Source organism: Algihabitans albus (assembly GCF_003572205.1).
GTDB lineage: Bacteria > Pseudomonadota > Alphaproteobacteria > Kiloniellales > DSM-21159 > Algihabitans > Algihabitans albus.
The window spans coordinates 130,354-144,052 of the sequence record NZ_QXNY01000004.1 but is presented as its reverse complement, the minus strand read 5'-3'; the positions used below and the strand labels follow the sequence as shown (position 1 = coordinate 144,052).

At 65.5% G+C, this 13,699-nt stretch carries 13 protein-coding genes; 7 read left to right on the top strand and 6 right to left on the bottom strand.

Translation table 11 applies throughout. The features are described from left to right. Positions 1-6: 6 nt before the first annotated feature. From DBZ32_RS10770 to DBZ32_RS10755, 4 genes are all read right to left on the bottom strand, one after another. Positions 7-417 (bottom strand): PTS sugar transporter subunit IIA, encoded by a 411-nt coding sequence (locus DBZ32_RS10770; protein WP_119167175.1) that lies wholly within the window; start codon positions 415-417, stop codon positions 7-9. A 211-nt stretch (positions 418-628) separates the two neighbouring features. Continuing rightward, positions 629-1,972, bottom strand: coding sequence for an RNase adapter RapZ (rapZ, locus tag DBZ32_RS10765; RefSeq protein ID WP_119167174.1), 1,344 nt, complete (start codon positions 1,970-1,972; stop codon positions 629-631). 162 nt (positions 1,973-2,134) lie between these two features. Next, positions 2,135-3,919: a stimulus-sensing domain-containing protein gene (locus DBZ32_RS10760; protein ID WP_119167173.1), complete on the bottom strand. Its 1,785-nt coding sequence runs from the start codon at positions 3,917-3,919 to the stop codon at positions 2,135-2,137. Between the two features lie 131 nt (positions 3,920-4,050). Further along, positions 4,051-4,752, bottom strand: coding sequence for a response regulator transcription factor (locus DBZ32_RS10755; protein WP_119167172.1), 702 nt, complete (start codon positions 4,750-4,752; stop codon positions 4,051-4,053). Positions 4,753-5,037: 285 nt separating this feature from the next. Between DBZ32_RS10755 and DBZ32_RS10750 the strand changes: the two genes are divergently transcribed. After that, positions 5,038-5,805, top strand: coding sequence for a HugZ family pyridoxamine 5'-phosphate oxidase (locus DBZ32_RS10750; RefSeq protein ID WP_119167171.1), 768 nt, complete (start codon positions 5,038-5,040; stop codon positions 5,803-5,805). Between the two features lie 187 nt (positions 5,806-5,992). Beyond that, a complete protein-coding gene (locus DBZ32_RS10745) occupies positions 5,993-7,603 on the top strand; it encodes a phosphoenolpyruvate carboxykinase (RefSeq protein WP_208539194.1) in 1,611 nt (536 codons plus the stop codon). A gap of 54 nt (positions 7,604-7,657) precedes the next feature. Here DBZ32_RS10745 and DBZ32_RS10740 read toward each other — a convergent pair whose 3' ends face one another. Together DBZ32_RS10740 and thpR are read right to left on the bottom strand one after the other, a co-directional pair. After that, entirely contained in the window at positions 7,658-8,281 is a 624-nt protein-coding gene (locus DBZ32_RS10740; protein ID WP_162906710.1) for a 2-hydroxychromene-2-carboxylate isomerase, read from the bottom strand. An 84-nt stretch (positions 8,282-8,365) separates the two neighbouring features. Then, positions 8,366-8,914 (bottom strand): RNA 2',3'-cyclic phosphodiesterase, encoded by a 549-nt coding sequence (gene thpR, locus DBZ32_RS10735; RefSeq protein ID WP_119167168.1) that lies wholly within the window; start codon positions 8,912-8,914, stop codon positions 8,366-8,368. A 239-nt stretch (positions 8,915-9,153) separates the two neighbouring features. Between thpR and DBZ32_RS10730 the strand changes: the two genes are divergently transcribed. From DBZ32_RS10730 to DBZ32_RS10710, 5 genes are all read left to right on the top strand, one after another. Then, entirely contained in the window at positions 9,154-9,936 is a 783-nt protein-coding gene (locus DBZ32_RS10730; RefSeq protein WP_119167167.1) for an ABC transporter ATP-binding protein, read from the top strand. 56 nt (positions 9,937-9,992) lie between these two features. Beyond that, the gene (locus DBZ32_RS10725; protein ID WP_119167166.1) at positions 9,993-10,823 is read left to right on the top strand and encodes an ABC transporter substrate-binding protein; all 831 of its coding nucleotides are present in this window, start codon (positions 9,993-9,995) and stop codon (positions 10,821-10,823) included. Positions 10,824-10,952: 129 nt separating this feature from the next. After that, the gene (locus tag DBZ32_RS10720) at positions 10,953-11,660 is read left to right on the top strand and encodes an ABC transporter permease (protein ID WP_119167165.1); all 708 of its coding nucleotides are present in this window, start codon (positions 10,953-10,955) and stop codon (positions 11,658-11,660) included. 13 nt (positions 11,661-11,673) lie between these two features. Next, positions 11,674-12,393, top strand: coding sequence for an ABC transporter permease (locus DBZ32_RS10715; RefSeq protein WP_119167164.1), 720 nt, complete (start codon positions 11,674-11,676; stop codon positions 12,391-12,393). Positions 12,394-12,624: 231 nt separating this feature from the next. After that, the gene (locus DBZ32_RS10710) at positions 12,625-13,674 is read left to right on the top strand and encodes a DUF2332 domain-containing protein (RefSeq protein ID WP_119167163.1); all 1,050 of its coding nucleotides are present in this window, start codon (positions 12,625-12,627) and stop codon (positions 13,672-13,674) included. Positions 13,675-13,699: the final 25 nt, after the last annotated feature.

Sequence of the window (13,699 nt, the reverse complement as noted above, 5' to 3'; positions counted from 1 at the left end):
CCCTTTTCAGCGAACGGCCTCGCCCGCGAGCAATTGGGAGGCGACGTTGATGTACTTTCGCCCCGCCTCCTGCGCCTGGGCGACGGCGGAGGCCAGTGTCGCACTTTGGCGCACGCTGGCCAGTTTGATCAGCATCGGGAGATTGGCGCCGGCGATCACCTCGACCTTGGCCTGATCCATAACGGAGATTGCGAGGTTGGAGGGCGTGCCGCCGAACATGTCGGTCAGGATCACGACCCCGTCGCCTTCGTCGCAGGCCTTGACCTGTGTAATGATCTCGCTGCGCCTCGCCTCCATGTCGTCGTCGGGGCCGATGCAGACTGCTGCGACCTTTGGCTGAGGCCCCACCACGTGCTCCATGGCGGAGATGAACTCTTGGGCCAGGCGGCCGTGGGTAACCAGAAGAAGACCGATCATCGGCAAGACAGCCCTGAAGGTGGGAGCCGGAGGCTAGACCCTTTTCCCATCAGGTGGAACCACCTGATGGGTAGAAAAACAGTCTCACTCTACAGTTGGGGTTCGCCCTTGGGTGTTCCCAGTCTCGGGGATCCGGTGGAATCGAGTCGAGACCCTGAAAGTTGGCCGGTTTTGCTCCGGATATGCGATCCGGGCCGCGAGTCGGTTGAGCTCACGTCGTCGGCATATCGCGATGGCCGACGGTTACCTCGCGGCCTTGGGCCGTCAGCCAGGTGCTCAGTTTCTCTGCGATCGCGACCGAGCGGTGTTTGCCGCCGGTACAGCCAATGGCAATGGTCAGATAGCTCTTGCCCTCGGCTTCGTAGCGCGGCAAGAGCGGCTCGATCAGAGCGGTAAGATTCGAGAAGAAGCCGGCGAAAGCCGGGTCGTTCGCAACATAAGCCGAGACCCGGGGATCGCGGCCGGTGAGCGGCTGCAGTGCCTCCACGTAGTGCGGATTGCGGAGGAAGCGCACGTCGAGCACCAGGTCGGCCTCGCGCGGCAAGCCTTGGCGAAAGGAGAAGGACGTCACGAAGACCACCAGTCCGCCGCTGCCTAAGCCGAAGTGGCCGGTGATCAGCCGGCGGAAATCGGGGACCGCGAGGTTGGAGGTGTCGACCACCAGGTCGGCCCGGGCCTTCAGAGGCGCGGTCATGGTGCGTTCCGCGGCGAGGCCGTCCGCCAACGGCCGCTCCTGAGCCAAGGGGTGGCGGCGGCGCGTCTCGGTGAAGCGGCGTTGCAAGACGTCGTCGGCGCAGTCCATGAAGACCAGCTTGACCTCCAGCGCCGGTTCGGCGACCAGGGCGTCCAGCTGTTTCAGAAAGGGCTGGGCCGCGAAGTCGCGATTGCGGATATCCGCGCCGAGCGCGACCGGTCGGTCGAGATGGCCGGCCAGCACGGCGGGGCCGAGCAGATTCAGGGGCAGATTGTCGATTGCCTCGTAACCGATGTCCTCCAGCAGTTTGAGCGCGGTGGTGCGCCCGGCGCCCGAGAGGCCAGTGACCAACACGACCGGCAGCGCTTGCGGTCCCTTCTCTGCTGCCTTGTCTGCAAAAAACGGTGTGACCAGTGCGGAAGCGCGGCTGCGTGCCGCAAGGCGAAGCTTGGCTGGCGCCGAGGGCTCGCGGGCATCCAGGTGGAGGGCTGGAACCGCCTGACCCAACAGCACCACGGAATGCTCGTCGGGCAGCCGGTCGATCGGGGTGCCGCCGGTGAGTTCGACCACCAGACAGATCGTCGTCTCCGCAGCGCTGGGGACGCCCGCCAGGCCGACGCCCCGCACTTCGAGTGTCCCTTCGAGCTGTGCCGGTGCGCGGGCCAGAACCCGGTCGCTCTCTCGGGTCAGCTGCGTCTGATCGTCGGCCACCAGACGCGCGCCGTCGTCGATCAGGCGCAGGGCCAAGTCCGATTTACCGCTGCCGCTGGGTCCACGCAACAGCACGCCGACAGGGCCGTCGGGCGTATCCAGCTCCACCGCCGTCGCATGCAGCAGTTCCTGATCCGGAAATCCGCTCATCCTCGGGTCCACATCGGCCTCTGGTCCATTTCGGCAGGTGTCGTTCCGTGTCTTTCTAACGCATCTTGCATTCGGGTAAATGCGCGATGCTCGAAACGTGCGCGATCGATCGGTTTTTCGAGCCGTCGGGTGAGGTCGCTCGGCCGGATCTCGATCTGGACCTCAGACGGCCGGCAGCCGCACGGTGAAGCGGGCGCCCGAAACCTGTCCGGTCTCGAAACGATTCTCCGCATAGATGACGCCGCCGTGTGCGTCGACGATCTGCTTTGAAATCGAAAGCCCGAGGCCCGAATGGGTCCCGAACTTCTCACCCTCGGGCCGCTCGCTGTAGAAGCGGTCGAAGATGGCGTCCAGCTTGTCTTGCGGCAGTCCGGGCCCTTCGTCGCTGACGGAGATCGCGATCCAATCGCCGCCTTCGGCGCGCGGGCGGCTGTCGCGCCTGGCGCGTAGCGTGATGGTGCCGCCGGAGGGAGAGAAGGAAATGGCGTTGGACAGGAGGTTTCGGAAAACCTGTCCCAAGCGTCCTTCCAGGCCCTGAATACGCAGGGGGTGTTGTGTCGCGGCATCGCAGACGATCTTGATTTCGCGTTCCTCCCCGACGGAGCGGTAGACCTCCGCCAGGGTCGCCAGCAGGCTGGAGACGTCGACCTCCTCGGCATCCGCCCGCGCCAGCTCGGCATCCAGGCGCGAGGCATCGGAGATATCGCTGATCAGGCGGTCGAGGCGCTGCACGTCGTCGACGATGATCGACATCAGCTTCTTCTGCTGCTTCGGGTCCTCGATTCGCGCCGCGGTTTCCACGGCGCTGCGCAGGCTGGTCAGCGGGTTCTTGATCTCGTGCGCGACGTCGGCCGCGAAACCCTCGATCGCCTGCATGCGGATGTTCAGCGCATCGGTCATCTGCTGTAGCGCCTGGGCCAGGTCGCCGATCTCGTCGTGCCGACGGCTCAGGCTGGTGATGAAGCTGCGCTGCCCTCGCCCGCGGCGTTGTCGGCCGCTGCTGCCTCCGCGCACCCGGTCCGCAGCTTCGGCCAGGCGCCGGATCGGCAGCGCGATGGTGCGTGCGAGATAGAGCGACAGCAATACCGTGACCGCCAGGGCGATGCCGAAGACCAGCAGGATGTCGTGGCGGCGGTCCCGCACCGCCCGCTCGACGCTGTCGCCGTCCTTGGTCAGCATCAGGGCGCCCAGGACCTGGCGGTAGCGCTGCACCGGCACGGCTAAGGACAGGACAATGCGGCCTTCGCCGCCGGCCCGCACCCGGCCGTCCGCATCGCCGGCCAGGGCCGCCATGGCCTCGGCGTAGTCCTGCGCGCTCTGGCTCAGGGGTTCGCGGTAGGGCGGCAGGCCGTTGTCGCCGGGCAGCCCGTAGATCACCTTGTCGTAGATATCGTCGATCCAGCGCACCAGGCTGTTGCCGGTCTCCAGCGGCGGCAGTTCGGTCACCTTGACCTGACCGCCTGGCCCCATCAGCACGAAGGAATCGGCGGTCAGACGTCCGGAGCGGTCGAAAATCCGCGCGCGCAACGTGGTGCCGGCCACCAGCAGCCGCACGGTCTGGCGGGTGGCGTCCTCCAGTAGCTGCTGCTCGCCGCTCGCGGTGTCCACGACGGCGGCCGACCCGATGGCCAGAGCAAAGGTCTCGGCCTGGACCTGAAGTGCCTTCAATTCCGAATCGATCAGCGACTGGCGGTATTGGTCCAGGTGCAGCAGACCCAGAACCGGGATCAGCAGCACGAGCATGTTGAGCGCCAGGATCCGCCGGGTCAGCGGCGAGCGCCAGGCCGGCCGCCGCCGATGGGACGGCGTATCGAGCTGCTTCGCACTCGCCTTGGCCGCCGCCGCTTGCCCGTCCTCGGCCGAGTCTCTTGCCGGCTGGGCCGTGGACGGCGGGGTCGTGCCTGACGGGGCACCCTCGTAGGCGGGGTCGAAGGGCTCGGCTGTCATGGCAATCGGCTGTCGATGTTTTGCAGTCTCTGGGTCATCCCGCTTTTCCGGCGTTCCCCTCAGCCGCGCGATCCGAATAGGGGTAGCCCGGCGGGTAGGCGGGACGGAAGTCTACAAGCTTAGACCAAAGGTTACGCGTCCTTATAACGATAGCCGACGCCGTAGAGCGTCTCGATCTGCGAGAAGTCCCCGTCGGCTTGCTTGAACTTCTTGCGTAACCGCTTGATGTGGCTGTCAATTGTGCGGTCATCGACGTAGATATGTTCGCCGTAGGCCGCGTCCATCAGCTGATCGCGGTTCTTCACGTGGCCAGGACGCTGGGCCAATGCCTTGAGAATCAAGAACTCTGTGACCGTCAGGTTGACCGGCTCGTCGCGCCAGGTCACCAGATGGCGGCCAGGATCCATCATCAGGCTGCCGCGCAGCAGCGGTTGCTCGCGCGGACCCTCGCCCGTTTCGTCGCGGCTGCTTCGCTCGCGGCGCAGGAGAGAGCGGATGCGCTCGATCAGCAAACGCTGGGAGAAGGGTTTCTTGATGTAATCGTCGGCACCCATGCGCAGGCCGAGCAGTTCGTCGACCTCGTCGTCCTTCGAGGTCAGGAAGATCACCGGAAGGTTGGAGCCCTCCCGCAGGCGACGCAGCAGCTCCATGCCGTCCATGCGCGGCATCTTGATGTCCAGCACGGCCAGGTCGACCGGCTGGGCGGAGAGGCTGCGCAGCGCCTCCGACCCGTCGGTATAGCTGCGGACCTTGTAGCCTTCGGTCTCCAGCGCCATGGAGACCGAGGTCAGGATATTCCGGTCGTCGTCGACCAGGGCGATGGTGTGTTGCATCTGCGGGATCCTTGCCCAATGAAAAACTGAGGCCGAAGGAGGCTATGCGATTCGGCCTCTTCTCTCCTCCAAGCTGCTGCCGCTTTCGGGCTAGGGTGCGGCAGAGCGGGGAATTGTGGCAAGTCAATTCGCCGCATTTTGTTCTTGCTTTGATCCAATCTGAGCCAGAACTGCGGGCCGCGAAAGGCCCGTCTGCGACGAGGCCGCTCTGTAGGAGTCGTCAGGTTGGAGCGTGAGCGGCCAAGAGACTTGACGGGTCGTACCGGGCGCGGCCAACTCCGATCCATGAGCGATGCCGAGACCCCTCCGGCCGCCGAAGTGCGCCGTCTGCTACGGCGAGCGGAAACCGCGGCCTTGGCGACAGGCCTGACGCGGGACGGATCCGGTTGGCCCTACCCGTCGCTGGTCCTGATGACGGTCGACCATGCCGGTTGTCCGCTGCTGTTGCTCTCCGACCTGGCCGACCATACGGCGAACTTCAAATCCGATGCGCGGGCCGGATTGCTGGTCAGCGACGTGGCTGGGCTGAGCGATCCGCTGACCGGCCCGCGCGCTGGGGTGCTGGGCCGGATCGAGGCGGTCGACGATCCTTTGCTCAAGGCCCGTGTGGTGCGCCGCCATCCCGGTGCGGCGCTCTATTCCGACTTCAGGGACTTTCACCTCTACCGCCTGCAGGTCGAACGGGCGCACCTGGTGGCAGGCTTCGGCCGGATCCACTGGATCGAGGGCGCAGAGCTGCTGATGGATGTCTCGGGTACCGCGGCACTGGCAGAGGCGGAAGCGGAGATCGTCGCCCACATGAACGAAGATCATGCCGATGCCATCGCCGTCATGGCCGGCCAGCTTCTGAACCTGAAGCAGCCGCCTTCCGGAACCGACTGGACGATGACCGGTGTCGATCCGGAGGGCTGTGACCTGCGCAGGGATGGTAGCCTGGCCCGGCTGGCCTTCGCCAAGCCGGTGCGGGATGCCGAGAGCTGCCGTGTGGAGCTGGTTCGCCTGACCAAACAGGCACGCCGAAGGCAGGCCGAGGCGGAAGCGGCGCCATCCTGAGCCAGTCGGTCTGAAGCCGTTGGGACCGAGTAGGCCGCATCCTAGTCTCCTTGCCGTCTCATGGCTCTCACGCCGCGGTCCAGACCGAGGACGGCAAAGTTGCGCGCGAAACTGGGCGGCGGTACACAAATCCTACGCGGCCTAGGGATAAGGGCCGAGCAAGCGACGAGGGAGACAGCAGGTGGGCATGCAAGGACCGGTCGTGTCGCGGCACGGGTTGGAAAGCCTGGGTTTGCGTAATCTGAAAGACGTCTATTGGAACCTGGCCGCACCGGCGCTCTATGAGCAGGCGCTGACACGCGGCGAGGCGCGCCTCGCCGCCGGAGGGCCCTTGGTGGCTTTGACCGGCGAGCACACGGGCCGCAGCCCCAAGGACAAGTTCATCGTCGAAGAGCCGGAGAGTCTCGACACCGTCTGGTGGGGCGAGGTCAATGTCCCGATGGAGCCGGCCCATTTTGACCGTCTGCTGGCCAAGGCCCGGGCCTACCTCCAGGGCCGCGATCTTTTCGTGCAGGATTGCTTCGCCGGCGCCGATCCGGCCTACCGTCTGCCAGTGCGCATCCTGACCGAATGTGCCTGGCACAACCTCTTCGCCCGCAACATGTTCATTCAGCCGTCGCACGACGAACTCGCGGACTTCGATCCGGCCTTCACTGTGCTGCAGGTTCCCGGCCTGCAGGCCGATCCGTCCACCGATGGCACGCGCTCCGAATGCTTCGTCCTGGTCAGCTTCGCGCAGCGGATCGTGCTGATCGGCGGGACCTCCTATGCCGGCGAGATCAAGAAGTCGGTCTTCTCGATCCTCAATTATCTGCTGCCGGACCGCGGCGTGCTGCCGATGCACTGCTCGGCCAACATCGGCTCGAAGGGCGACACGGCGATCTTCTTCGGCCTGTCCGGCACCGGCAAGACGACGCTCTCGGCCGACGGGTCGCGCACTCTGATCGGCGACGATGAGCACGGTTGGTCGGACACCGGCGTGTTCAACTTCGAGGGTGGCTGCTACGCCAAGGTGATCCGCCTCAGCGCCGAGGCCGAGCCGGAGATTTACGCCACCACCCGGCGCTTCGGGACGGTTCTCGAGAATGTGGTGATGGACCAGGATACGCGGTCGCTCGACCTCGAATCCGCCCATTACACGGAGAATACCCGCGCCTCCTACCCCATCGAGTTCATCCCCAACGTCAGCGCGGCGGGGCAAGGCGGGTTACCGAAGAACATCGTGATGCTGACGGCCGACGCCTTCGGCGTGTTGCCGCCGATCAGCCGGCTGACGCCCGAGCAGGCCATGTACCACTTCCTTTCCGGCTACACCGCGCGGGTGGCCGGCACCGAAAAGGGCCTGGGCAGCGAGCCGACGGCGACCTTCTCGACCTGCTTCGGGGCGCCCTTCATGCCGCGCCATCCCAGCGTCTATGCCCGCATGTTGCGCGACAAGATGCAGGCGGCGGACGCCAACTGCTGGCTGGTCAACACCGGCTGGTCGGGCGGTCAGTACGGAGTCGGCCGGCGCATGGACATCAAGCTGACCCGCGCCATGCTGCGGGCGGCCCTGGCCGGCGAACTCGACGAGGTGGAGATGCAGCCGCACCCCGACTTCGGCGTGCTGGTGCCGACAAGCTGTCCCGGCGTGCCCGCCGCGGTTCTGGACCCGCGGGCGACCTGGGCTGACCCCGAGGCTTACGACCGCATCGCGCGCGACCTGGTCCGGCGCTTCGAGGCCAACTTCAAGCAGTTCGAATCCTATGTGGACGATGGCGTCAGGGCCGCCGGCATCTACCAGGCCGCCGCCGAGTAACGTCTCGCGCGACTCCAAGCCGGGGGGCTCGAGTCGCCGGCCCGCGCCTCCGCCTCAGGCCGCCGCCGATCTCTGCAGGGCCGCTTCGACGAAGTGAAGCCGGTCCTGGCCGTAGAAAAGCGCGCCATCGATCAGATAGCTGGGCGAACCGATCACGCCCAGTTCCACGGCCTCGTGCGAGTTGGCGGCGATCTCGGCTTGCGCCGCCTCGGACAGCGCGCCCGCGCGCAGGGCCGGCCCGTCGAAGCCGCAGGCAGCGGCCAGCTCGTCGAGCACGGCCGGATCGGCGATGTCGCGATCGTCCCGCCAGAGCGCGGCCAGGATCTCGAAAGCCAGTCGGTCCAGGTCTCCGCTGCCGCCCGACTCGACGACTTGTTGCGCGGCGACCACTAAGCCGCTCGGCAGCTCCATCGGTCCGTAGTGGTTCTTCGGATCCTCCGGCACCACGGGCACGCCCCGCCAAGCCGCCCAGCGCTGAAAGTCCTCCCAGGCATGGCTTACGCGGGCCGGATGGCGATCCGTGAACCAGATTCCGCCGGTCTCCGGTACTACGATGGACAGCAGCATGGGCTTGTGTACGAGGCGCCGCCCGTGCTGGCGGGCCAGCCGGACGATCTCCTGATGGCCCAGATAGGCGAAGGAACCGCGTACGGAGTAGAAGGTGGTGATGGGGGGCAAGGTATCGGGTCCCAGCTATCGTTTGAGGTTGCGCTGAATGGCGAAGGTCGCGGTGGGTAAGGCCCGGGCGTGAGTCTTAGGCCGCTAAACCACGCCGACCCGCTCGAGATCGTAGACCACTTCTTCCGTGTAGTGGGGGCCTTCGGCGCCGAGCAGAGAGGAATAGAGCAGGAAGTGATCCACCGGAAAGGGACCGATCCGCAGCAGGCCGTGTTGCCCAAGATAGTGGCCGAGCTTCGGGCCCGGATCGCCCTTGAAACGGGCCAGGGTGACATGCGGCTTGAACTTGCGGCGCTCGAGCGGAAGTCCGGCGCGGGCGACCGCACTCTCGACCTTGGCCTGCAGGTGCAGCAGGGCTGGGTTGGGGGCCACGTCCGCGTAGAGGGCGCGCACCTTCGCGCCGTCGCCGAAGGTGGCAAGGCCCTGCAGAGTCAATGCGAAGCCGGGCGCGTCGATGGCGGACAGGGTGTCGTCCAGGTCCCGCGCCTGAGCGCTGTCCACCTCACCGAGGAAGCGCAGTGTCAGGTGCAGGTTTTCCGCAGCGACCCAACGGGCGCCGGGCAGGCCGCTGTCCAGCATGTCGAGGCGTTCGCGAACGTCCTCGGGCAGGCTCAGGGCGACGAACAGGCGCATGACGGAAGCCCTCCCGACGACGCGTGTTTGTGGGCCGCTGTACGGGCCTTCGTGGAGCATTCAGTCTAGCAGGGACCGGCCGCGCCGTCGCAAGTCCCGCCTGGGACTTTTCGGTCGAAACCATCAGGTTTTTGCTTTGCAGCACAGGTACGGCGCCGTAACGTTGCCGCTTCATGACAAGCCCGGCGAACAGACCGGGCAAGGGTGGCAAGCATGCCAGGGAAGCGGAAATCCGGTTGATGGCAAATCGCCAGCCGGCGCTGGTCGTCGAGCAGATGTACAAGTCCTTCGGTGCGCTGGAGGTGCTCAAGGGCGTCTCGATGACGGCGGCCCAGGGTGATGTGATCGCCCTGATCGGCGCCAGCGGCTCGGGCAAGTCCACCTTCCTGCGCTGTATCAACCTGCTCGAAATTCCGGATAGTGGCCGAGTCTGGGTCGGGGATGAACTGCTGGAGGTGCGCCGCGACCGCCGGGGCCGGCCCGCCTTCGACCGGCCCCAGGTGGATCGCCTGCGCACCCACCTCGGCATGGTCTTCCAGCAGTTCAATCTCTGGACCCACATGACGGTCCTGCAGAACGTGATCGAGGCGCCGGTGCATGTGCTGGGCGTGCCGAAGGAGCAGGCCAGGGCGCGCGCCATGGAACTCCTGGCCAAGGTGGGCATCGCCGAGCGTGCCGACTACTACCCGGCCCATCTCTCCGGCGGACAGCAGCAGCGTGCCGCGATTGCGCGCGCGCTGGCCATGGAGCCCGACGTGCTGCTGTTCGATGAGCCGACCTCAGCCCTGGACCCGGAACTGGTCGGTGAGGTGCTGCGCGTGATGCGCCAGTTGGCCGAGGAGGGGCGGACCATGGTGATCGTCACGCACGAAATGGGCTTCGCTCGCGATGTCGCCGACCGGGTGATCTTCCTCCATGAAGGCCGTGTCGAGGAGGAAGGGCCGCCGGCTCAGGTGCTGAGCGATCCGAAGTCCGACCGCTGCCGCCATTTCCTCGCGTCCCATCTGGCCATGGCCGGATAGGTGGCGGGGCGACCTTGAAGAGATAGAGAGTTAAAGAAGAGAGGAACCGAACGACCATGCGGAACATCGCACTCACCCTTGCCGCCGCGGCGGCTTTCGGCCTGGCGGCCACGGCCGCCTCCGCGGAAACCGTGCGCATCGGTACGGAAGGCGCCTACCCGCCTTTCAACTTCATCGATGAGAACGGCGAACTGCAGGGCTTCGATATCGATATCACCCGCGCGCTTTGCGAGGCCGCGGAGTTCGAGTGCGAATTCATCTTGCAGGATTGGGATGGCATCATTCCCGGCCTTCTGGCGGAGAAGTACGACGCAATCGTCGCCTCCATGTCGATCACCGAGGAGCGGATGCAGGTCGTCGACTTCACGAACAAGTACTATCAGACGCCGGCCAAGTTCGTTCAGCGAAAGGGCGCGGGGAACTCCATCGCCGATGGTCTCGGCGTCGAGGATTCGGTCGGTAACGTGGACGAGATCTCCTTCGACAGCGAGAGTCTGGACGGCAAGGTGGTCGGGGTGCAGTCGGCGACGATCCATGAGGCCTTCCTGCAGGACAACCTCGACGGTGTGGTGGAGGTCCGCAGTTACGGATCCCAGGAAGAGGCGAATCTGGATCTGGTCTCCGGCCGGCTCGACATGCTGCTCGCCGACTCAATTGTCCTGGACGAGGGCTTCTTGCAAACCGAGGGCGGTGCAGACTACGAGTTCGTCGGTCCCGGCTTCACCGACGCCCGTTGGTTCGGCACAGGCGCTGGCATCGCCATCCGTCAGGAAGACGACACACTGCGCGAAGCTTTCAACGCCGCGATCGACAAGATTCGGGCCGACGGCACCTATCAGCAAATCAACGATCAGTACTTCGACTTCGACGTTTTCGGCGCGGAGTAGAACGGATCGCCTTTGCGCGAGCGGAGCTTCCGCCCGATGCCCGCCGTTTGACCCGGGTGTCGGGCGCGATCCCGGCTGAGGACAGGTGCCCTCCGATGGGCGGGTGACGGGCTGGATACCGGAGGCAGGATGGAGAGTATCGCGGCGCTGGAGGCGCGCTGGCCGACCCTGATCGAGGGCCTGCAGATGACGCTGCTGGTCGGTCTCGTCTCCATGGCGCTGGCGATGGTGTTCGGTCTGGTCGCCGCCTGGGCCAAGCTCAGTTCGCTGCGGCCGGTGGCGCTGGCGGCGGAGACCTACACCACGGTGATCCGAGGTGTGCCCGAGCTGGTGCTGATCCTGCTGATCTACTACGGCGTGCCGACTCTGCTGCAGACCACCGTGCGCCAGTGGGGTCCCGGCTTCGCCGACTTCCGCCTCAACCTGGACCCCTTTACCGCCGGCACCATCACCCTGGGCTTCATCTACGGGGCCTTCGCCGCGGAGGTCTTTCGCGGCGCCTTTCTGGCGGTGCCGCGCGGGCAGATCGAGGCGGCTGTCGCCAGCGGAATGCGCCGGACTCTTTTGTTCCGCCGCATCCTCTTGCCGCAGATGATGCGCTACGCCTTGCCCGGTCTCGGCAATGTCTGGATGGTTCTGATCAAAGCCACGGCCTTGATGTCCGTCATTCAGCTCGAGGAGCTGATGCGCAAGGCGGAGATCGCGGCCGGTGCGACCCGCATGCCCTTTACCTTCTTCTTCGCCGCCGCTCTGCTGTTTCTCGGCATCACCGCTGTTTCGGTCCTGGTTCAAAGTCGCCTCGAGCGCTGGGCCAATCGCGGCGTGCGGCGGGTTTAGGGGGGCTGGCAGCATGAACTTCGATATCGTCTGGGACAGTCTGCCGCGCTTTCTTTCCGGGGCTGTGCTGACCGTCGAAATCACGGCCGTCTCCTTGGCGATTGGCCTGATCCTGGCGGTTCCACTGGCGATTCTCAGGGTCAGCCTTAACCAGCTGCTGTCCCTGCCGGTGCAGGGCTTCACCTTCTTTTTCCGGGGCACGCCTCTCCTGGTGCAGCTCTTCCTAGTCTACTACGGCGCCGGGCAGTTTTCCGACACGCTCCGCTCGCTCGGTCTTTGGGTCCTGTTCCGCGACCCCTGGTTCTGCGGAGTCCTGACGCTGACGCTCAATACCGCCGCTTATACCTGCGAGATCCTGCGCGGCGGGATTCAGGCGGTGCCGCACGGCGAAGTCGAGGCGGCGCGGGCCTTCGGGATGTCGGGCAGCAAACTCTACCGCCGGATCATTTTGCCGAAGGCCGCACGGATCGCTCTACCGGCCTACAGCAACGAGGTGATCTTCCTGCTGCAGGCAACCTCGCTGGTTTCCCTGATCACGCTGATGGACATCACCGGCGTGGCTTCGCGGGTGGCGGCGCGTTCCTTCGCGTTCTACGAGCTCTACCTGACGGCGGCCATCTTCTACCTGGTGATCGTCTACGGCTTGCAAGGGGTGTTCCGGCGTATCGAGCGGCGCCTGTCCGCCCATCTGCGCGAGCGTCCCGAAGGAGATCCTGCGGCTTTGCGCGGCTAGAGCCTGTTGTGATGGTATGGACTCGCTTTGCGGTTCCGCCGATCCCAAGAAACAGACTCTCACACTTTGAATCGAGACTGGATTTAACGTAATCGTCGGACCCAATACGTGGGTCCGACTGGTCACTGTCTGATCTAGTGCGGCGAAAGCAGCGCAGCTCTGCGTCGATGCGGCTGGTCGTGAGGGGCGAAGGCGGACGAGCCTGAAACTCCACTCAAGAGAGGAGGTTTCATGTCGGAGTCAGCTGTACGTGCGGCTTTTCTGCAGCAGAGCGAGGCCTGCCGCGCGTTGGGTTCGCCTTTTACGGCACGACTCACGGCCCTTTGCGCCGCGCGCCTGACACCGGATTTGGGACGGGCCGCTGTGCGCGTGTTGACTTGGTCCGGGGATCCCAGTCCGCGCGGTCAGGCCGTGCCGCTCCGCCTGATGGGCGGCTTTCATGCTTTGGTTCTGAGTGACCGGGCGCCGGACCTGGCCGCGGTTTATCCGCCGAATGAGATGGTCGACGACGAAGTCTTATGGCGGATCGTGACCGAGGCGCTGGCTCAGCATGATGACTGGATTCACGATTGGCTCGACTCCCCGCCCCAGACCAACGAGGTGCAGCGAGCGAACGGCCTCTTCGCCGGTCTCTCGTATCTTGCGGAGTCCTTCGATCTGCCTTTTGTCCTGTCGGAAGTCGGTAGCTCGGCCGGCTTGAACCTCAATCTGGGCCTTTACGGCTACAGCTTCGCCGGACGGAGGCTGGGTCAGCCCGATAGCCTATTGCAGCTTGCGCCGGAATGGCGAGGTGCGTCGCCGCCGAACGGCCGTGTCGAGGTCGTGGCGCGTCAGGGTTGCGATCTCAATCCGCTCGACCTTGACAATCCCGAACATCGCCTGCGCTTGAAGGCTTTCCTCTGGCCCGACCAGCGCGACCGTCTCGCCCGCCTGCAAGCGGCTTTCGAGATCGCGACCGTGCAGAGACCGGAGATTCGCCAGGCCGACGCCGTCGGGTGGATCGCCGGGCGCTTGGCCGAACGGTGGCCAGGTCATTGCCACGTGATCTTCCACAGCATCGTTCTACAGTACTTCCCCGAAGCGGCGCGCGCCGCCTTCGCCGGTCAGATGTCGCGCGCGCTGAGCGATGCCGCTGAAGATGCTCCGGTTGTCTGGTTGCAGATGGAGAGCGACGGTCGGCGACCCGGTGCCGCGCTGACCTCGATCACCAGCCACGATCCGTCGCCGCGCTTGCTCGGCCGTGTCGACTTCCACGGCCGTTGGGTCGACTGGCGCAGCTAGAGTGAACTGCGACCTCGTGACATCG